General features: G+C 54.2%; 15 protein-coding genes. 10 read left to right on the top strand and 5 right to left on the bottom strand.

Features of this window, described 5'->3' with window-relative positions:
• The first annotated feature begins 22 nt into the window (after positions 1-22).
• Positions 23-373 carry a hypothetical protein gene (locus tag DFO56_RS06495; protein WP_233500380.1) on the top strand — a complete coding sequence of 117 codons (351 nt, stop codon included), beginning with the start codon at positions 23-25 and terminating at the stop codon, positions 371-373.
• Between the two features lie 65 nt (positions 374-438).
• On the opposite strand, the gene DFO56_RS06490 is transcribed toward DFO56_RS06495, so the two are convergent.
• From DFO56_RS06490 to DFO56_RS06480, 3 genes are all read right to left on the bottom strand, one after another.
• Positions 439-1179 (bottom strand): EAL domain-containing protein, encoded by a 741-nt coding sequence (locus DFO56_RS06490; RefSeq protein ID WP_045511475.1) that lies wholly within the window; start codon positions 1177-1179, stop codon positions 439-441.
• 639 nt (positions 1180-1818) lie between these two features.
• On the bottom strand, positions 1819-2610 hold the full coding sequence (locus DFO56_RS06485; protein ID WP_045511472.1) for an alpha/beta fold hydrolase: 792 nt from the start codon (positions 2608-2610) through the stop codon (positions 1819-1821).
• Positions 2611-2771: 161 nt separating this feature from the next.
• Positions 2772-2915 carry an Ecr family regulatory small membrane protein gene (locus tag DFO56_RS06480; RefSeq protein ID WP_147271666.1) on the bottom strand — a complete coding sequence of 48 codons (144 nt, stop codon included), beginning with the start codon at positions 2913-2915 and terminating at the stop codon, positions 2772-2774.
• Positions 2916-3406: 491 nt separating this feature from the next.
• Here DFO56_RS06480 and sufA point away from each other — a divergent pair, with 491 nt between their 5' ends.
• The 7 genes from sufA (at position 3407) to DFO56_RS06445 (ending at position 10036) form a co-directional block, all read left to right on the top strand.
• Positions 3407-3763 (top strand): Fe-S cluster assembly scaffold SufA, encoded by a 357-nt coding sequence (sufA, locus tag DFO56_RS06475; protein ID WP_016496315.1) that lies wholly within the window; start codon positions 3407-3409, stop codon positions 3761-3763.
• 8 nt (positions 3764-3771) lie between these two features.
• Positions 3772-5259, top strand: coding sequence for a Fe-S cluster assembly protein SufB (sufB, locus tag DFO56_RS06470; protein WP_016496314.1), 1488 nt, complete (start codon positions 3772-3774; stop codon positions 5257-5259).
• Positions 5260-5276: 17 nt separating this feature from the next.
• A complete protein-coding gene (gene sufC / locus DFO56_RS06465; RefSeq protein ID WP_016496313.1) occupies positions 5277-6023 on the top strand; it encodes a Fe-S cluster assembly ATPase SufC in 747 nt (248 codons plus the stop codon).
• A complete protein-coding gene (gene sufD / locus DFO56_RS06460; RefSeq protein WP_045511467.1) occupies positions 5998-7269 on the top strand; it encodes a Fe-S cluster assembly protein SufD in 1272 nt (423 codons plus the stop codon). The genes sufC and sufD overlap by 26 nt, the downstream gene beginning before the upstream one ends.
• Entirely contained in the window at positions 7266-8486 is a 1221-nt protein-coding gene (gene sufS, locus DFO56_RS06455; RefSeq protein WP_045511464.1) for a cysteine desulfurase SufS, read from the top strand. Before sufD ends, sufS begins: the two co-directional genes overlap by 4 nt.
• Before the next feature lie 14 nt (positions 8487-8500).
• The gene (gene sufE / locus DFO56_RS06450) at positions 8501-8917 is read left to right on the top strand and encodes a cysteine desulfuration protein SufE (RefSeq protein WP_045511461.1); all 417 of its coding nucleotides are present in this window, start codon (positions 8501-8503) and stop codon (positions 8915-8917) included.
• A gap of 102 nt (positions 8918-9019) precedes the next feature.
• Entirely contained in the window at positions 9020-10036 is a 1017-nt protein-coding gene (locus DFO56_RS06445; RefSeq protein WP_045511458.1) for a L,D-transpeptidase family protein, read from the top strand.
• 70 nt (positions 10037-10106) lie between these two features.
• Here the strand turns inward: DFO56_RS06445 and DFO56_RS06440 are convergent, their stop codons facing one another.
• Together DFO56_RS06440 and pykF are read right to left on the bottom strand one after the other, a co-directional pair.
• Positions 10107-10343, bottom strand: a complete 237-nt coding sequence (locus tag DFO56_RS06440; protein ID WP_007374746.1) for a major outer membrane lipoprotein — start codon at positions 10341-10343, stop codon at positions 10107-10109.
• Between the two features lie 310 nt (positions 10344-10653).
• Positions 10654-12066, bottom strand: a complete 1413-nt coding sequence (gene pykF, locus DFO56_RS06435; protein WP_016496308.1) for a pyruvate kinase PykF — start codon at positions 12064-12066, stop codon at positions 10654-10656.
• A 1000-nt stretch (positions 12067-13066) separates the two neighbouring features.
• Here pykF and DFO56_RS06430 point away from each other — a divergent pair.
• The gene (locus tag DFO56_RS06430) at positions 13067-14323 is read left to right on the top strand and encodes an autotransporter strand-loop-strand O-heptosyltransferase (RefSeq protein WP_044489667.1); all 1257 of its coding nucleotides are present in this window, start codon (positions 13067-13069) and stop codon (positions 14321-14323) included.
• Positions 14324-14354: 31 nt separating this feature from the next.
• Entirely contained in the window at positions 14355-21158 is a 6804-nt protein-coding gene (locus DFO56_RS06425) for an AIDA repeat-containing protein (protein ID WP_045511454.1), read from the top strand.
• Positions 21159-21181 lie beyond the last annotated feature (23 nt).

Raw genomic sequence — 21181 nt, 5'->3', positions numbered from 1 at the left:
ACAACATGTATACGGGATGGTTATGGTCAAGTTTATTGCGGGCGGCTGTTTAGCCTTATTATCGGCGTATTCATCGGCTGCGGGTATCACGCTGCAGTGTGATGAATACCGCGCCAGCGTCGAACCGGATGGGCTCACTGTCAATGGTCGACATTACACGAATCCACAGGAGAATCCGTATGATATCTCCGATCAATATTCCGGACGCTCGCTGATTTATACCGACAGCCAGGATCAAAACAAGGCTACCAACTGGGCGGCTATCCATATCATCACGCAGATCGAAACGGGTAAAAAAGCCTTCTTCTACGCGGACAGCAAGCACACCAACGATAAAGCGATCGTCTGCACCCGCGAAAACGCAGAGGAATAGTACACGGGCAGCCTGCCTGGGATAGCGCTTTTACCCAATCACCCGCCAGCGGCTTTTATGTGAGTTTAAAATCCCTCCAGTAACTGGAGTTGCTTAAAGGTCAGCGGGCGGGAAAAGGTATACCCCTGAATACCGTCGGTGTTATACCTGTTAAGCAGAGCGAGGTCGGCTGTGCTATCCACGCCTTCACAAATCACGTTCGTCCCGGCAGGTATTACGCTATCAATGAAACGGTGCAGTGTTGAAAGTTTTGCCGGGTGGCGGGCAATGCCATCGACAAGGGAACGATCGATTTTAATAGTATTGAACGCAAACAATTGCAGGCGCTCTGCATGTTCATTTCCGCAGCCAAATTTACCGAGTGAAACCATAAAGCCATACTCTTTGGCTTTCTTTAATGCTGGTAACTTACTGATAAATTGAGGATAAGTCATTTTGTCGCTGACTTCAATTTCGATACGTTGCGGGGCAATATTACTGTGCTGGCAGCGTTCAAGGAGCTGGGTAAGATGATCCATATCATTAGCCAGCTGCGGCGATAAAATGAATGAAACCGTCATTGTTTCCTTCATTTTTAGTACATGACAAATAACTTCAAAAATAAAATCGGTTACTTTTCTGCTGACCGCCGTTTCTTCCAGCAGAGCGGCTATTTGCTCTGCTGGAATGAGAAAATCCTCAGCGTTATAAAATTGCGCCACCACTTGATAGCGGAGAATGTTTTTTCCTGAGAGAGTAATGATGGGATGAAACTCTGCCGTCATCAGGAATTTTCTGCCATTAATTTCCAGTGTGTTAATTTTCATTTTCCTGATTTCGCCCCTACTCAAAAGAACAGGACATTCTTAATAAACAATTTTCAATTCTACACAGGCCCTGATAATGATTGAAAATTGTTTTAAATGATCGATTATCTTATTTTGATAGTCTGTATCTATTACTATCATGAAAATGATCGCTTAAATCTATAAATTAACAAAGAAGATTATTCTTAATATTTATATTTTGGCGGTTTTGTGGTGGATAGATTTACAATTAGTTTGTGTTAGGTTGTTGTTTTGTTATGGGAAAGGTGACTGGCTGCCAATATGCTTAACGCGCTCCTGCCCGATGTTTGGCTTATGACAATAAAGCACGAATGAATTAACAATATTAACCATTAGTAAGATGTCTGCTGGTAATGCACGCGTGTTTATAAGCCTGGATCTTTATTCGTTTTTTGGGCCTTGCTGTTTAACCGAGGTATTGAAGGTGTATTCAGGATGCGTTTAAAAATAGACGGCCAAACATAAAAATATAATGACAGTTTTATGACAGTAATAACCTGGTCTCGAATAACAAGAAGAACGAACGGGAAACGTATTTCCCGTCCGGTTAATTAAAGGGTTGGCAATAGACTATCGCCGGGTGGGCTAATTACCTGGCTTTCGCAATGTAATGAGGGATCAACAATGTTGTTTCAGGAAATCGACGATCAATTGTGAAACACATTCAGGATTTTCCCGGTTACTGATATGCGCCGCATTTGGAATCAGCGTGAATTGACAACCTAATGCTTCAGCCATCTGTCGCCCTTCTACGGGCGGGCGCGGCAGATCCAGTTCGCCAGTTGCCACATGCGCCGGACAAGCCACAGAATCCAGAATGGTCATCCGATCTGGTCGACCGAAAATCAATTTACCGAGCGGCACAATACTGCTGCAAAGTTGCTCAGCAGAAAGTGAGGAAAGAAAAGCGGTGAGTTGCTGAACATCTGCGGGCGCGGCAAACTGCGAATAAAATTGACCGACGATATAGTCGAGTAACTCCGGGGGAATGGTGCCAGTCGCATCGATGGCGTTGAGCATCGCGAAATAACGCTCTCGCGCCAGATCGGTTTCATCGCCGATAAAGGTATCAAATAACATCATCGCCTTAACCCGCGCAGGTGCGGCGGCAGCGAGTTCTGCTCCCCACATTCCACCAACCGACAAGCCGACCACGGCAAACTGGTCGATATTGAGCGAATCCATTAAAGCCAAATGGTCTGCAGCAATATCGGCCAGAGAGGAGGGGGAGCCTGGCAACGCGGGGGATTCGCCATGTCCCCACAAATCTGGCGCTATCACACGAAAGTGCTGGCTGAGCGTTTCAATTTGCGGCGACCACATCGATTTATCAAACAAATAGCTGTGGCCCAACAGCACGGGAAAACCCGTTCCGCTATCTAAATAAGACATCATTGGTTTTGCATTCATCAATACTCTCCTTGTTTGATGGCTCAGCGACGTGAGCGCATTTTCAAAAAAAACGAAGATAACTGACTTCATCTGAGAAATGAGGGAGTAATTTCTTATTTTTTGAACGTTTTTTCTTATCCCAGTGCCATTTTCGCTAGAGCGGCCAGAACACCATAACCTCACTCCGGCGTGGAGATAGTTGGGTAAAGCAAGGTTTCCAGGAAGCTGGCTACTATCCATAGCGTTTCGCTGAAAATTGACCATAAACCCACCACCAGAACCACCACCGCGAGCAGTAACAAAATCAACGCTGTTTTATCCATAACTTGCTCAAATCTGGTAAAAAATCCTCGCTTTCGGACACTCATTCCAGCATCCAGTTCAACTTTTTACTATGACTATTTTGCCGTCGACGTGCGGCCTATTGATATCACTGGAGATTAATTTAACAACACAAATTGCCGAAGTTTGGGTTATGCGTTTAAGACGCCGTTACACGCAAAGATAATGTTTTGATAAGCGGGCCACTTTTTACAGTAAAAAATACCAAAACCCTATCTCAATAATAGGCATTGGCTATACATCTTTTCATTTTCATCTCTTACTTGCCGCTGTGCCCGCTAAAGTCATTATTTATCAATTTATTAAACAAATTTTCACTTACCTGTAAAGCCTTTGCGCAGAGTCTATGCTTATACCATATGCCGAAAAAAGGGGCTTGTGGGGAATAACCCTTCGGAAAAGAGGTTGAAGTGATAATCATTATCACTAACATAGCATTATGAGCCTTTGATCTGCTGATGTGAGGTAAACGATGGAATCATTTAATCCGCAAGATTTTACGTGGCGGGGGCTAACCATGACACCCGCTGCTGCAGAACATATCCGTGCGCTGGCCAGTAAGCAGGCCGGCGTGCTCGGCGTACGGCTGGGTATCAAGCAGACGGGTTGCGCAGGTTTTGGCTATGTACTCGATACCGTGACGGAGCCGAACGAAGACGATTTGCTTTACGAATCTGACGGCGCACGCCTTTACGTACCGCTGCAAGCGATGCCGTTTATTGACGGCACCGAAGTGGATTACGTGCGTGAAGGTTTAAATCAGATCTTCAAATTTCATAACCCGAAAGCCCAGCACGAATGCGGCTGTGGCGAAAGTTTCGGGGTATAGGCGGTACTATGTCTCGTAATACTGAAGCAACTGACGATGTCAAAATCTGGACCGGCGGCAACCTTAATTATAAAGAGGGCTTTTTTACCCGGTTGAGCACCGACGAGCTGGCAAAAGGCATCAATGAAGATGTCGTGCGGGCTATTTCAGCGAAACGCAACGAGCCAGATTGGATGCTCGAATTCCGCCTGAACGCCTTCCGGGCGTGGCTGGAGATGGAAGAACCGCACTGGCTGAAAGCGCAGTACGAAAAACTGGATTATCAGGATTACAGTTACTACTCCGCACCGTCCTGTGGCAATTGCGACGACACGTGCGCCTCGCAGCCCGGTGCGGTGCAACAGACCGGTGCAAATGCCTGGCTGACGGAAGAGGTCGAAGAGGCCTTTAACCAGCTTGGCGTTCCGGTACGCGAAGGTAAAGACGTGGCGGTCGACGCCATTTTTGACTCCGTCTCGGTGGCAACGACGTACCGGGAAAAATTGTCGGAGCAAGGGATCATCTTCTGCTCGTTCGGCGAGGCGATCCATGACCACCCGGAACTGGTTAAAAAATACCTCGGAACGGTGGTGCCTTCCAATGACAACTTTTTCGCCGCGCTTAACGCCGCCGTCGCCTCTGACGGGACGTTTATCTATATCCCGAAAGGCGTGCGTTGCCCGATGGAACTGTCGACCTATTTCCGCATTAACGCGGAAAAAACCGGCCAGTTCGAGCGCACCATTCTGGTGGCGGATGAAGGAAGCTACGTCAGCTATATCGAAGGATGTTCCGCACCGGTGCGCGACAGCTATCAACTGCACGCGGCAGTGGTGGAAGTGATCATCCACAAAGACGCGGAAGTGAAATACTCCACGGTGCAGAACTGGTTCCCGGGGGATAACAACACCGGCGGCATCCTCAACTTTGTGACTAAGCGTGCGCTGTGCGAAGGCGAAAACAGCAAGATGTCGTGGACGCAATCTGAGACGGGCTCCGCCATCACCTGGAAATACCCGAGCTGCATTCTGCGCGGCGATAACTCGATCGGTGAGTTCTTCTCCGTCGCGCTGACCAGCGGGCATCAGCAGGCGGATACCGGCACCAAGATGATCCATATCGGCAAGAACACCAAATCGACGATTATTTCCAAAGGGATCTCCGCCGGACACAGCCAGAACAGCTATCGCGGGCTGGTGAAAATCATGCCGACAGCGACCAATGCCCGTAATTTCACCCAGTGCGACTCGATGCTGATTGGCCCGGATTGCGGGGCGCACACCTTCCCGTATGTCGAGTGCCGTAATAACAGCGCGCAGCTTGAGCATGAAGCCACGACATCGCGTATTGGTGAAGACCAGCTCTTCTACTGTCTGCAACGCGGGATCAGTGAAGACGATGCCATTTCCATGATCGTCAACGGCTTCTGTAAAGACGTCTTCTCTGAACTGCCGCTGGAGTTTGCCGTTGAAGCGCAAAAACTGCTGGCTATCAGCCTTGAACACAGCGTCGGTTAAGAATTAAAGGATAAGAAATGTTAAGTATTAAAGACTTGCAGGTAAGCGTTGAAGATAAAGAGATCCTGCGCGGCCTGAGCCTGGACGTGCGCCCTGGTGAAGTCCACGCGATTATGGGGCCGAACGGTTCCGGGAAAAGTACGCTTTCCGCGACGCTGGCCGGACGTGAAGATTACGAAGTGGTAGGTGGCAGCGTCGAGTTTAAAGGCAAAGATTTGCTGGAGCTTTCGCCGGAAGAGCGTGCCGGTGAAGGGGTGTTTATGGCGTTCCAGTATCCGGTGGAGATCCCCGGCGTCAGTAACCAGTTTTTCCTGCAAACGGCGCTTAATGCGGTGCGTGAATATCGCGGCGAAGAGGCGCTGGACCGCTTTGACTTCCAGGATCTAATGGAAGAAAAAATTAAGCTGCTGAAAATGCCGGAAGATCTGCTTACCCGTTCGGTCAATGTCGGTTTCTCCGGCGGTGAGAAAAAACGTAACGACATTCTGCAGATGGCGGTGCTGGAACCCGATCTGTGCATTCTGGATGAAACGGACTCCGGTCTTGATATTGATGCGCTGAAAATTGTTGCCGAAGGGGTGAATGCACTGCGTGACGAAAAACGCGCATTTATCATTGTTACGCACTACCAGCGGATCCTGGATTACATCAAACCGGATTTCGTACACGTGTTGTATCAGGGGCGCATCGTGAAATCCGGTGATTTCACGCTGGTTAAGCAACTGGAGGAGCAGGGCTATGGCTGGCTTACCGAACAGCAGTAACGCGCTGCAACAGTGGCATCATCTGTTTGAAACGCAGGGCGGTGCGCGTTCTGAATCGGCGCAGCAGCATCTGCAGCAAATGCTGCGTTTAGGGTTGCCGACACGCAAACATGAAAACTGGAAATACACGCCGCTGGAAGGCTTACTGAACAGTCAGTTTGTGAGTACCTCTGGCACGATTGGTGCCGGGCAGCGCGATACGCTGGCATTGCCGGTGGATGCCGTACGGCTGGTGTTTGTTGATGGTCAGTTTAACGCGGCGCTGAGCGATGACACCGCGGGTTCTGGTTTTGAGGTCAAATTTGCCGATGTGCGGGAGGCGCTGCCTGCGCCAGTGCAGCCGGAAGTGTTCCTGCATCTGACAGAAAGCCTGGCGCAGAGCGTGACCTGGATTCAGGTAGCGCGTAACCAGCGTCCTGCTAAACCGTTGCTGCTTATGCATATTACTCAAGGGCTGGCGGGCGACGAGATGAATACCGCCCATTATCGCCACCATCTTGAGCTTGCCCAGGGGGCGGAAGCGACAATTTACGAACATTACGTCAGCCTGAACGATGCGCGCCACTTTACGGGCTCACGCCTGACGATGAATGTGGCGGCGAATGCGCGCCTGCACCACGTCAAACTGGCGTTTGAAAATCCGCAAAGCTACCACTTTGCGCACAATGACATCTTGCTTGCGGCGGATGCGGCGGCAGATAGCCACAGTTTCCTGCTCGGCGGCGCGGTGTTGCGCCACAACACCAGTACGCAACTTAATGGCGAAAACACGCAGTTGCGCATCAACAGCCTGGCGATGCCGGTGAAAGCGGAAGTGTGCGATACCCGTACCTGGCTTGAGCATAATCAGGGCTACTGCAACAGCCGCCAGCTACATAAAACCATCGTCAGCGATAAAGGCCGCGCGGTGTTTAATGGCCTGATCAAAGTTGCGCAACATGCCATCAAAACCGACGGGCAGATGACCAATAATAATCTGTTGCTCGGACGTCTGGCGGAGGTGGATACCAAGCCGCAACTGGAAATTTATGCCGATGATGTGAAATGCAGCCACGGCGCGACGGTTGGCCGCATTGATGATGAACAGATGTTTTATTTGCGCTCGCGCGGCATCAATCAACAGGCGGCGCAACAGATGATAATCCATGCTTTCGCGGCTGAACTGACGGAAGCCATTAGTGACGAAGCATTGAAACAACAGGTTCTGGCGCGTATCAGCCAGCGCCTGGCAGGGGGCAGAATATGAGTTTTCCCGTGAACGCCGTTCGCGCCGATTTCCCGGTGCTGCAGCGTGAAGTGAACGGACTACCGTTGGCCTATCTCGACAGCGCGGCCAGTGCGCAAAAACCGAACCAGGTCATTGATGCCGAAGCTGACTTTTTCCGCCACGGGTATGCGGCGGTACACCGCGGTATTCATACGCTCAGTGCGGAAGCCACCCAGCGAATGGAAAACGTGCGGGTGCAGGCCGCGGCGTTTCTTAACGCACGTTTACCGGAAGAGCTGGTGTTTGTGCGCGGCACGACCGAGGGAATTAACCTGGTGGCGAACAGCTGGGGTAACAGCCAGGTGCGCGCGGGCGACAACATTATCATTAGCGCGATGGAACACCACGCCAATATCGTTCCGTGGCAGATGCTGTGCGAGCGCGTGGGCGCGGAGTTACGCGTGATCCCGCTTAACCAGGATGGCACGCTGCAACTGGATGTGTTGCCAACGTTGCTGGATGAACGCTCGCGGCTGCTGGCGATCACGCAGGTGTCGAACGTGCTGGGCACCGAAAACCCGGTGGCGGAAATCATTGCGCTGGCGCATCAGCATGGTGCGAAAGTGCTGGTGGACGGCGCGCAGGCGGTCATGCACCATCCGGTGGATGTGCAGGCGCTGGATTGCGATTTTTATGTTTTCTCCGGGCATAAACTGTATGGGCCTACGGGTATTGGCGTGTTATATGCTAAAGAGGCTATCTTGCAGGATATGCCGCCGTGGGAAGGGGGCGGCTCGATGATCGCCACTGTGAGCCTGACCGAAGGCACAACCTATGCGAAAGCGCCGTGGCGTTTTGAAGCCGGTACGCCGAACACAGGCGGCATTATCGGGCTTGGTGCGGCAATTGAGTATGTCCGCAAGCTGGGGCTGGAAGCGATTGGTGAATACGAGCAGACGCTGATGCATTACGCACTCAATGCGCTGGCGGATGTGCCGGATCTGACGCTTTATGGCCCGGCGCAGCGCAAGGGCGTCATCGCGTTTAATCTCGGGAAACACCACGCCTATGATGTCGGCAGTTTTCTCGATAATTACGGCGTTGCGGTGCGCACCGGCCACCACTGTGCGATGCCGCTGATGGCGTTTTACCATGTTCCCGCCATGTGTCGTGCGTCACTGGTTATGTACAATACGGAAGAAGAGGTGGATCGTCTGGTAACTGGCCTGAAACGCATTCATCAGTTACTGGGCTAACGTGAGAGGCAAAAATGGCCGCATTACCCGATAAAGAGAAACTGCTGCGCAATTTTAGCCGCTGTGCCAACTGGGAAGAGAAGTACCTCTATATTATTGAGCTGGGGCAGCGTCTACCGGAATTAAGTGCCGACGCGCACAATCCTGAGAACATTATTCAGGGCTGTCAGAGCCAGGTCTGGATTGTCATGCACCGCAATGAAGCGGGGGTGATTGAGCTGGCAGGCGACAGTGACGCCGCGATTGTCAAAGGACTTATTGCCATCGTCTTTGTGCTCTATCAGCAGATGACCGCGCAGGATATTGTGGCGTTTGACGTGCGCCCGTGGTTTGAAAAGATGTCCCTTACGCAACATTTGACGCCTTCTCGCTCACAGGGGCTTGAGGCGATGATCCGCGCGATTCGCAACAAAGCCGCCAACATTAGCTAAACTTAAAAGACCATTTTTCATCCTGTTACGATGCGAGGCGTTATACGCCTCGCTGGATCTTCAGCTTTCTGACACCTTGTCAGTGGATACAGGAACTTCAGTATGAAACGCGCGTCTTTGCTCTCCTTATGTCTTTTCGGCGCTTTAAGCGCACTCCAGGTGGCTCGTGCGGCAGAATATCTTCTGCCTGCCGATGGGAGCCGTGTTATTGGGCAAAACCAGACTTACACTGTGCAGGCGGGGGATAAAAACCTGCAGGCCATCGCCCGTCATTTCGACACGGCAGCAATGTTGATCCTTGAAGCCAATAACACGATTGCACCCGTACCGAGGCCGGGTACGATCGTCACCATCCCTTCACAAATGATTTTGCCCGATACGCCGCGCGAAGGGATTGTGGTTAATCTGGCCGAGTTGCGGCTGTATTATTTCCCGCCAGGGAAAAATAGCGTGCAGGTCTACCCGATAGGTATTGGCCAACAGGGGCTGGAAACGCCGGTTTCGGTGACGCGGGTCAGCCAGAAGATCCCGAACCCAACCTGGACACCGACAGCGGGCATTCGCGCGCGTTCATTAGCCAACGGTATTGAATTGCCACCGGTGATACCCGCAGGGCCAAATAACCCGTTAGGGCGCTTTGCGCTGCGTCTGGGGATTGGCAATGGCGAATATCTTATCCACGGTACTAATGCGCCGGACAGCGTTGGGTTACGGGTCAGCTCAGGCTGTATCCGCATGAATGCACCGGATATCCAGGCGTTATTTGCACAGGTTGCGGCTGGTACGCGCGTGACGATTATCAACGAACCGGTGAAATACACCGTAGAGCCTGACGGGCGGCACTTTATTGAAGTGCATCGTCCGCTGGCACAAAAGGTTGAAGAAAATACGCAGACGGTGCCGATCACCTTCTCTCCCGCGCTGGAAGCGTTTATTCATAATGCCGGCGGTGATAATGGCATGATTACGCAGGCGTTGAATCGTCGTGCGGGTTACCCGATAGCAATTCCGGTGAAGACAGCGGCGGCAGAGTCGAAAGAAAGTGTGTTGTCCGTACAGAACAATGCGAAAGGTACGACGGTGGATGCAGAAGCCCAACAGGAGGCGGTAACGCAGTAGGCGAACAGGAAGGGCAAATTACAGGCAAAAAAAATGGCGCACAGAGTGCGCCATTTCATTACAGGAACTCTTACTTACGGTAAGAGTGAGCCTGGTTGTCCAGACGCTGGTTAGCGCGAGCTGCGTCATCTTTAGCAGCCTGAACGTCGGAACGGATTGCGTTCACGTCGTTGCTCAGCTGGTCAACTTTAGCGTTCAGAGTCTGAACGTCAGAAGACAGCTGATCGATTTTAGCATTGCTGGAGCAACCAGCCAGCAGAGTAGAACCCAGGATTACCGCGCCCAGTACCAGTTTAGTACGATTCATTATTAATACCCTCTAGATTGAGTTAATCTCCATGTAGCGTTACAAGTATTACACAAAGTTTTTTAGGTTGAGAATATTTTTTTGATGGGAATCCACTTAAATTTGATCGTTCGCTCAAAGAAGCACCGACTTTCAATAAAAGGTTAAAAAACGCGTGTTAAAACAGCGAGCTTCCATCGGATTCATCTTAGATAATGGCCAGTTTAAATAGTGAAATCCGATTGGATTTTTTATTTTAAATGGGGGCGGGAATATAAAAAAAAGCGCCGCAAGGGCGCTTTTTTAATCAGTCTGAATTGTCCGGGGATTATTACAGAACGTGGACAGAAGCCGTGTTTGTAGTGCCGCTCGGAACCAGTGCGCCGGAAACCATAACAACTACGTCGCCTTTGCTTGCCAGGCCGCTTTCCAGCGCCACTTCTTTACCCAGACGGTAGAAATCATCTGTAGAAGAGATCTCTTTCACCAGCTGCGGGATAACGCCTTTGCTCAGCACCAGCTGACGCGCGGTCACTTCGTTGGTGGTCAGCGCCAGAATAGTGGCATCCGGGAAGTATTTACGTACAGCGCGGGCAGATTTGCCGCCCTGAGTCGCAACAACAATCAGCGGAGCTTCCAGTTTTTCAGCGGTTTCAACAGCGCCACGGCAAACCGCTTCCGTGATACGCAGTTTACGGCTGTCGTTGTTGAAATCCAGACGGCTGGTCATCACGCGATCGGTACGCTCGCAAATGGTGGCCATAATGGTCACCGCTTCCAGCGGATATTTCCCTTTAGCGGATTCGCCAGACAGCATTACGGCGTCGGTGCCGTCGAGGATGGCGTTAGCCACGTCGCCAGCTTCAGCGCGGGTCGGACGCGGGTTTTTAATCATGGAGTCGAGCATCTGGGTCGCAGTGATAACGACTTTGCGAGCGCGGATACATTTTTCAATCATCATCTTCTGCGCGAAGATCACTTCTTCAACCGGGATTTCTACGCCCAGGTCGCCGCGCGCAACCATGATGCCGTCAGAGGCTTCGAGGATTTCGTCGAAGTTGTTCAGGCCTTCCTGGTTTTCAATTTTGGAGATGATCTGGATGTTCTCGCCACCGTGAGCTTTCAGGTGCTCACGAATTTCAACCACGTCAGAACGTTTACGGATAAAGGAGGCCGCAACAAAGTCGACGCCTTGTTCGCAACCGAAGATCAGGTCTTGCTTATCTTTTTCAGCCAGCGCCGGCAGGGCGATGGAAACGCCTGGCAGGTTAACGCCTTTGTTTTCACCGAGGTCGCCGTTGTTCAGCACTTTACAGATAACTTTATTGCCAACGATTTCGGTCACTTCCATACCGATCAGACCATCGTCTACCAGTACGGTGTTGCCAACGCTCAGATCGTTGGTGAAACCTTCGTAGGTCACGGCAACCGTATCCGCGTTGCCGACAACAGATTTGTCAGTGGTGAAGGTGAAAGTCTGACCTGCTTTCAGGGAGACGTCGTTGCCACCTTCCAGTTTGATGGTGCGGATTTCCGGACCTTTGGTGTCCAGCAGAATTGCCGCTTTTTTACCGGTTTTGCTCATCACGTTGCGCAGGTTTTTGATGCGCTGGCCGTGCTCAGCATAGTCACCGTGAGAGAAGTTTAAACGCATGACGTTCATGCCAGCGTCCAGCATTTTCGCCAGCATCTCTTCGGATTCGGTTTTCGGACCGATGGTGCAAACAATTTTGGTCTTTTTCATGACAGTTCTGGTCTTTAAGTTTGAGTTGAGAAGGATTGGGAATTTACGCTCCGGTTAGCGCACGGCTCCGGAGTCAAACCTGTGTTGCGAAAAGAGCGATGCCACAGTCTAAGGATAGGTGACATCAAAAAAGCGTGCAGAAGAATGTGTGCCTGAGATTCAGCCAGATCGGGGAAAAATTGATGTGAGTAATTTGTTTTACAGTTCAATCAGCTGAATCCATTCAAATTAGGATGGCGGCATTATAGCGTCGACATCGACAGAAAGGAATTAAAAACGCCGTTTCAAAATACGAATTTATCATCATTGTTGATTTGTTGTGTAACCGTTATCACAAAATTGCGCAACCGTTGCGTAGCCGAGGCAGCCCGCGGCCTGGCCATCGTAATGGCATCAGTTTGAACCACTCTCACGCCGCGTTATTTCTCTTCTACGGCTCCGCTTATTTACTTTCTCGCCTGCTGAGATTGGAAAATAAACAATAAGATTTTTCTGCTTATTTTTTATGCACAAGGGGTTGTGGGTATTAATTTAATAAAAAGTGTGCGCCAGTTTGCTTTTTAAATAATCGCCGGGGCGGCGGGTTTTTTACTTCTCTCTTTTGCATCAGCGAGGCGGATATATCCGAGAAGTACTGCTTAAAAGGGTGGAAATATATTTTATATTTCTGAATTAACATCACGTTTTTGCATGAAATTTGTTTTAAGGATAATCTTAAAATGCTTGCTTTTGTTGAGGGTTAACTGCTTGTTTTTTATTAAAAAGCAGAATGAATTGCGAAAGTGGTAGAAAACTAACTTATTGATAATTATGGTCTTTAACTTTTAGAAAGAATTTGCAATAAAACGCCTTGTTACTACTCTTAAGCGACTCTTGATGAGACCCGAAAAATTTATAAAAAATTTCGTTCCGGATTATTAACTCCGGAGGTCGGCTGGTGCCTGCTTATTATTTACTGCCAGCCTTATTTAATGCGTTTACTCATGATGAAGGTTGGGTGATGACAACTTCCGCTGTTGCTGGACAGGGATATGCTTTTATTCCGCCGCCAGAAATTCCGACCCAGCAGGGACCGATGGGCATCCTGTACGATTTTAATGACGGTGCCCGGTTATTGTTGCCAGCTGGTAATTGGCGGGTAGAAATAAGCGATGACGAAACGGGAAATATTCTGTTTGCCGACGATGTCGCGCAGGGCTGGGTAATCAGCACAAAAAAATATTACGTGCCGTTTCGTCTGCGGGTCTGGGACGGCGTCCAGCCGGAGCCCGTGCTGGACCACGCTCTGGATATGCGCGGCAAAACGGTACTGATCTCCTTTCCCGGCGGTACGCTGGGCGACCTCATCGGCTGGGTGCCTTACGCTGAACGCTTTCGGCAGACGTACCAGTGCAACGTTCATTGCACCATGGCACAGCCGATCGTCGATCTCTTCAAGCCGGTCTATCCGCAGCTCAATTGTGCTACCCCCGAAGAGTGGCTGGCCGGGCCGGGCGTGAGTGAGCCGCCTTACGCCAGCTGGCGCGTAGGGCTCTTTTTTCACGGCGATCTCGACAAGCAGCCATTTGATTTTCGCGCTGTCGGTCTGCACCGTACCGCCGGACATATTCTCGGCGTCGATCCCACAGAAATCGTTCCGGACCTGCGCCAGCGCAGCGCGCGTCGTATCGCTGAACCCTATGTTTGCATCGCGACCCAGTCCACCAGCCAGGCCAAATTCTGGAACAACGGCAATGGCTGGCATGAAGTGATCGACTATCTGAAAGCGCAGGGCTACCGCGTGCTGTGTATCGACAAAGAGCGCGTGGTAGGCCGCGGGTACATCTGGAACAAAATCCCCCACGGCGCGGAAGATTTCACCGGCAATCTGCCCCTCGCTGAACGCGTGGCGTTGCTGGAACACGCCGAATTTTTTATCGGCCTCGGCAGCGGTCTCTCCTGGCTTGCCTGGGGTTGCCATATTCCGGTGGTGCTGATCAGTGGATTCAGCCTGCCGAACAGCGAATTTCATACCCCCTGGCGCGTCATCAACACCCATGTCTGCAACGGCTGCTGGGATGACGTGCGATTTAATTTTGACCATCAGGACTATTTCTGGTGTCCGCGCCACAAAGGCACGGACCGGCAGTACGAATGCACACGTTTTATCACTGGTAAGCAGGTCATCGGTCATCTTCGTCGGCTGATTGCCCTGCGAAGCAATCCCTTTGGCATCAAAACAACAGCACTGGCAGACCCCGATCAACATGCCGCCTGACGGATGAGAGACGGGTTTTGAGGACACAGAAATGAAAAAAAGTCTTAACTGCAGTTACCGGCTGGTATGGAATGACGTTCAGCGGGCGTTTGTGGTGGTTTCAGAACTGACCCGGGCGAAAGGCAAGCGCGCAGGCGGCGCGGTGTTGATCTCGGCGGCGGTGGGTGGCCTGTTCGCAAGCAGCGGGGCGATGGCGTTTACCCCGGACGTCACTGGTTCGACGCGGGATGAGGTGGTGCAGGAGGGGGTTCAGAATGTGCGCTCTGGAGGCTTAACCACCAATCATACCATCAGCACCCGTGGTAAGCAGATAGTGGCGGGCGGGCAGACCGTGGATACGCGTGTTCAGGATGGCGGTTCGCAGATTGTGCGGCAGAACGGCCAGACGACCGGTACCGTTGTCACTAATGGGACACAGATTGTGGAAGTGGACGGGACGGCAACGGGCACGCAGCTTAACAGCGGCGGCACGCAGGCGGTCGCTGGCAGGGCTAATAGCACCGTTATCGGCGTTGGTGGTGTGCAGACTGTGCAGGAAAGCGGCGTGGCAAGCCAGACGATTATTAACACAGGTGGCGTGCAAGCTGTTAACGGCAGCTCCGTCCAGGGCGTCATTAACGCCGGCGGCATCCAGCTCATCAATAGCGGTGGTTTTTCTCAGGACGCGACGGTAAACAGCGGGGGTGTCCAGCACGTTAACGTCGGCGGTTCCGCGGCCGACACCGCCATCTTTGGCGGCGGCAATCAGGTCGTGGCCGGCACGGTATCCGGTGCGCACCTCAACGACGGTGGTGCGCAACTGGTTCAGCAAACCGGTAAAGCCACCGGTACCATCATTAACAACCGCGGTACGCAGACCGTAGACGGCACCGCTATCTCCGCAGTGGTCAACGGCGGCGGTACCCAACTGGTGCATAGCGGCGCGCTGGCGGCGGGCACCATCGTGAACAGCGGCGGGGTTCAGCATATTAATCAGGGCGGGGCAGCTTCTGACGGCGTGGTGTTTGGCGGCGGCACCCAGGTACTGGCGGGAACCGCATCCGGCACCAGCGTCAACGATGGCGGTGCGCAGCTGGTGCAGAAAACCGGCAAATCCACCGGAACCATCATCAACAATCGCGGCACGCAGACCGTAGACGGCCAGGCCATCTCTTCTGTCGTCAATGCTGGCGGGACGCAGCAGGTTAATCGCGGCGGGCTGGCGACGGGCGGCGTGGTGAACACCGGTGGTCTGCAACATATCAGCGAAGGCGGTGCAGCATCCGATGCCATTCTGCTCGGTGGCACCCAACTGGTGGAAGGCACCACCTCTGGCACCATCATTAATAACGGCGGTCTGCAGCAGATCCACGCCAGCGGCATGAGCAGTGATGCGGTGGTGAACGCCGGCGGTAAACAGGATGTGGACGGCGTCTCCTTCTCCGCTGAAGTGAACGACGGCGGCCTGCAGAAAGTCCGCAGCGGCGGTGCCGCCACCAGCGCAGTTATTAACACCGGCGGGATTCAAAATGTACTCTCAGGTGGATCAACCGCCTTCACCACGCTGTTGGGCGGGATTCAGCAACTGGCGGGCGTAGCGGCAGATACCATTATCGGTGCCGGCGGCGTACAGCACGTTCAGGTCGGTGGCAGCGCCAACGGATCGCTGATCAACGAGGGCGGTCTGCAGCGCGTGGATGGCACAGCTAACTCATCGGTTATTTATGACGGCGGCATCCAGTTGGTGAACAGCGGCGGTCTGGCGGATAACGCGACCGTTAACAGTGGCGGCCTGCAACACATCAATGAAGGTGGTGCAGCGTCCGACACCACGGTGTTTGGCGGCGGGCGGCAAGTTGTTGCCGGTACGGCCTCCGGCACCAGCATCAATGACGGTGCCTACCAGCTTGTTCAGGCCACCGGTAAAGCCACCGACACTATCATCAACAGCGGTGGCACTCAGGCGGTAGACGGCACGGCGATCTCCGCTGTGGTCAACGATAGCGGGGTTCAGCTGATCCACTCCGGCGCGCTTGCCGCAGGCTCGCTGGTTAATTCCGGTGGTCTGCAGCATATCAACGAAGGCGGCGCTGCCTCGGATGCGCTGCTGTTTGGCGGTACCCAGATTGTCGAAGGCACCGCATCCGACACCCGGGTGGACTCTGGCGGTGTGCAACAGGTTCACGTTACCGGGAAAACCATCGACAGCAAAATCTATGACGGCGGTTTCCAGGATGTTGACGGCACCGCTAACGGCACGATCGTCTACACCGGCGGTAAACAGCTGATCCGCAGCGGCGGTCATGCGAACGACACCCGCGTCGATAAAGATGGTGTGCAGATTGTGCGTGCCGGCGGCGCGGCGTCAAAAACGACGCTGCTGGGCGGAACGCAGCAGGTCGCGGGTATGGCAGGCGACACGGTTATTGGCGATGGCGGCATTCAGCACGTCCAGGTGGGCGGCATTGCCATGGGCGCGCTGATCAACAGTGGCGGTCTGCAGCGCGTTGACGGCTCGGCGACCTCCGCCGTGGTGAACAACGGTGGCGTGCAACTGGTGAACAGCGGTGGGCTGGCCGCAGGCTCCATCGTCAACAGCGGTGGCCTGCAGCATATCAACCTTGGCGGCGCGGCGTCTGATGGCACTATCTTCGGCGGGGGTAAACAGTTGGTGGCAGGGACCGCGTCCGGCACCAGCGTCAGCGATGGCGGTCAGCAGATCGTGCAGGCCAGCGGTAAAACCTCCGGTACGCAAATCAACAGCGGCGGTGTGCAGAGCGTGGACGGCAGCGCCACCTCATCCGTGGTACGCGATGGCGGCATCCAGCTGGTGAATAACGGCGGCCTGGCGGCAGGTACTGCTGTACACAGCGGCGGCCTGCAGCACATCAACCTTGGCGGCGCAGCGACTGATGGCACTATCTTTGGCGGCGGTAAACAGGTGGTGGCAGGCACGGCGTCCGGTACCAGCCTGAACGATGGCGCTTATCAAATCGTTACGACCACCGGGAAAGCGACCGGCACCCTGATCAACAGCGGCGGCGTGCAGAGCGTTGATGGCAACGCGACCTCGGCAGTGGTGCGCAACGGCGGCATCCAGCTGGTGAATAAAGGTGGTCTGGCGGCAGGCACCACGGTGAATAGCGGCGGTCTGCAGCACATCAATCTCGGCGGCGCGGCGTCTGACGGCACCATCTTCGGCGGCGGCAAGCAACTGGTGGAAGGTACTGCCTCCGGTGCCAGCGTGAACGATGGCGGTACGCAACTGGTGGCAGGGAGCGGTAAAACCACCGACACCCATATCAACAGCGGTGGTGTGCAGAGCGTAGACGGTACGGCCATCTCGTCCGTGATCAATAACGGCGGTCAGCAAATCGTCAACTACGGCGGCCTCGCTGCCGGTTCGATCGTCAATAACGGTGGGGTGCAACACATTTCCGCTGGCGGCGCGGCGTCTGACGGTACGGTGTTCGGCGGCGGTACGCAACTGGTGGAAGGTTCGGCTTCCGGTACCAGCATCAGCGACGGCGGGGTACAACTGGTGACCAAGAGCGGTCAGGCCAGCGGCACGCTGATTAACAGCGGTGGCGTACAACGCGTACACGGGCAGTCGTTCGACGCGGTGATTAATAACGGCGGTGCGCAGATCGTTGACCCGTATGGCTGGGCACGCCAGAGCGTGATTAATGCCGGCGGGACGCAGATCCTCAGTAACTCTGCTGTGGCGATCTCCACCGTGATGAATGGCGGTGAGCAGCACATCAATAACGGCGCGAAATCTTTCGCCGCGCGCCTGCTGGGCGGTACGCAGAATATCGGTAGCGGCGGGCAGGCCTTCGAAACTCTCGTTGAAAAGGGTGGCGTGCAGAACGTTAACGCGGGCGGTTACACCTACGGTGGCACCATCTCCACCGGCGGCAGACAAAATGTTGCCTCCGGCGGCGTAACCGACTTCACCTTTGTCGATGGTGGCCTGCAGGTGGTTGACGGTACCTCGATTGTCAGCATCGTGAAAAACGGCGGGCGTCAGGTTGTCAACAAAAATGCCAATGCCGAAGTCTCTGTGGTGATTGATGGCGGCATTCAGGAGGTCTTTGGCACCACCACCGGATCGGAGATCACCCGGGCGGAACAGCGCATCTATAGCGGGGGTTCTGCCACCTCTACCGTGCTGAGCGATGGTGCGGTTCAGGGGATTTACGACGGCGCGATAGTGACCGATACCCGTAACCGCAACAGCATCCAGAACCTGTACAGCGGTGGGCGTGCAGAAAACAACCTGATGGATGATTTTGCCGTGCAGAACATCGCTGCGGGCGCAACGGCGGTGAACACTTCGATGATCAACTCCAGCCAGCAGAATGTGCGCGGCAGTGCCGTTGATACCGATCTTTCGGCGAATGCCGTGCAGAACGTCTACCGCGGCGGGACCGCGACTCGCACGGCGATCTACGAGCGCGGCATCCAGAATATCTTCAGCGGCGGTTCATCAATACTTGCTGTCATTCAGGCCGGTGGGATCCAGAACGTGCTGAACGGCGGTACTGCCATCAGCACCACCATTAATAATGGCGGTACCCAGAACGTGAATAGTGGCGGGACGGTGATCTCGACCATTATCCGTGAGGGCGGGATCCAGAACGTCAATGATGGCGCGATCGTTATCGACAACAAAGTGGTTGGCGATCAGGTGGTCAATCAGGGCGGTACCGTCGCCTCGTCCACTGTTAGCGAAAACGGTACCCAGAGTGTCACCTTTGGCGGCACGGCGATTGCCACGACCGTCAGCAAAGGCGGCGCCCAGTTCGTGCGCGCCGGTGGTACGGCGGATCTGACGGCGATTGAGCGCGGCGGCGTGCTGGCGCTGGAAGATGGCGCAACGGTCACCAATATCAATCTCAATAGCGGCGCAGCATTGATGGCGGGCACCGATACCACGCTCAACGGTACCAACGCACTTGGCAGCTTCTCCATTGCCAATAAAGTTGCCGATAGTGTGCTGCTGGAAGGCGGCGGTCTGCTGTCGGTTGCCGCTGACGGCAGTGCCAACAACACCGTGGTAAGCGAGAACGGTACGCTGAGTGTCGCCGAAGGCGGGATGCTGACAGGGATAACCAAAGTCAACGACGGCGCTACGCTTGCCGGCAATCTTAACAACAGCGGCGAACTGCGTATCACCACTGATACCAGTGCCAACACCGTTAACGCGGCCATCAACGGTAGCGGTACGCTGTATAAAGAAGGTGATAACACGCTGACCCTGAGCGGTGCGCTTAATCAGGCGGGCGGTACTTATCTGCAGAGCGGTAAGCTGGTGTTCAGCGGGCTGGATGCCGTGACCGACATCATCGCCCAGCGCGGCACCTCGCTGCAGTTGACCAACGGCACTACGCTGACCGGGATGATCGACCCGACCGACCTGACCGTCGATGCCGGTTCAAGCTGGCTGATGACCGCAGACTCCCTGCTCAATAACCTGACGCTGGGCGGCTCGATCGATTACCAGGCACCGACCGGGACGTTCGTTCCGAAAACCCTGACGGTTACCAACCTGGTGGGCAATGGCGGCACCATTACCCTGAACACCCTGTTTAACGGTAATAGCGCAGTGAGCGACAGCCTGGTGCTGGACGGCGGCACCGCCACCGGTAATACGCGGATCGCCATTCGCAGCCAGGGCGGTCTGGGTGCACGTACCACCGGTAACGGCATCCAGGTGGTGAATGCCATTAATGGCGCGACCACGACCGATGATGCTTTCAGTCTCAGCGGCAGCCTGCAGGCGGGGGCGTATAACTACACCCTGCAACAGGGCAGCGCCGACCAGAGCTGGTATCTGACGACTGCTGAAGCCGGTGGCAACGAGAACGGCCCGCAGAACTACCGTTCGGCGACGTATCTTTATAGCTCTGTCTATGCGCAGGCCATGGACTACGACAGTGCGCTGCTCGGTTCGCTGGATGCCCGTCGCTATGCGGCGCGTACCGCCGCCGAAAGCGGTAGCAACATGTGGGCCCGTTTCCAGGCCGGTCAACTGAGCCACGATCATGGCAGCAACGATCTGCGTAACGGCAACACACCGGACAGTAAAGGCGGCTATACCTTCCTGCAGATCGGTAGCGATCTGTGGCAGGGTTCGGCTTCTGCCATGGAATGGACCGTTGGGGTGTACGGTGCGGCGGGGCTTTCTGCCGTCGACGTGCAGCGCAACGACAAGTCGAAAGCCGGTACGGTACGTGATGACGCTTACAGCGGCGGCCTCTACCTTAACGGCGTGCATGAGAGCGGCTGGTGGATGGATGTGGTGGCCCAGGGCACACGTCACAACTTCGATACCAACCCGCGCGATGGCGACGGTCTGAAAACTCACGGCTGGGGCTATGTTGGCTCCTTCGAAACCGGTCTGCCGTTTGAGATCGGCGGCGGCCTGGTACTGGAACCGCAGGTGCAGTACCAGTATCGCGGCGTGAACCTGAAAGATGGTAATGATGACGTTGCAGACGTGCAGTTCGGCGATGGTCACAGCCAGCAGGTGCGTGCCGGTCTGCGTCTGGGCAACAACGCGACGCTGAAAGAGACTGGCAAACCGGTACCGGTAAGCTGGTGGGTGCGTCCGTCCTTCATCCAGACCTTCGACTCGAAGGGTACGCTGAACGTCAGCGCACCAGGCGTAGCAGGCAGCGAGGTCGCGTTCAATCCGGATCAGGACGGCACCGCTGCTGCGCTGGATGTCGGCATTGACGGCCAGATCCGCGATAACGTTACCCTCGGGGTGCGTGCGGGCTACACCCGGAGCATTAATGACGCAGGCACTGGCGGCTACGGCGGTCAAATCACGCTGAAAGTCGGCTTCTGATAGCCAGGCGGTAACACGAAAAG

This window comes from Kosakonia sp. AG348, from assembly GCF_003337365.1.
In the GTDB taxonomy this organism is placed as follows: domain Bacteria; phylum Pseudomonadota; class Gammaproteobacteria; order Enterobacterales; family Enterobacteriaceae; genus Kosakonia.
Note: the sequence above shows the minus strand (reverse complement) of the source record. Positions and strands in the feature narration are given on the sequence as shown.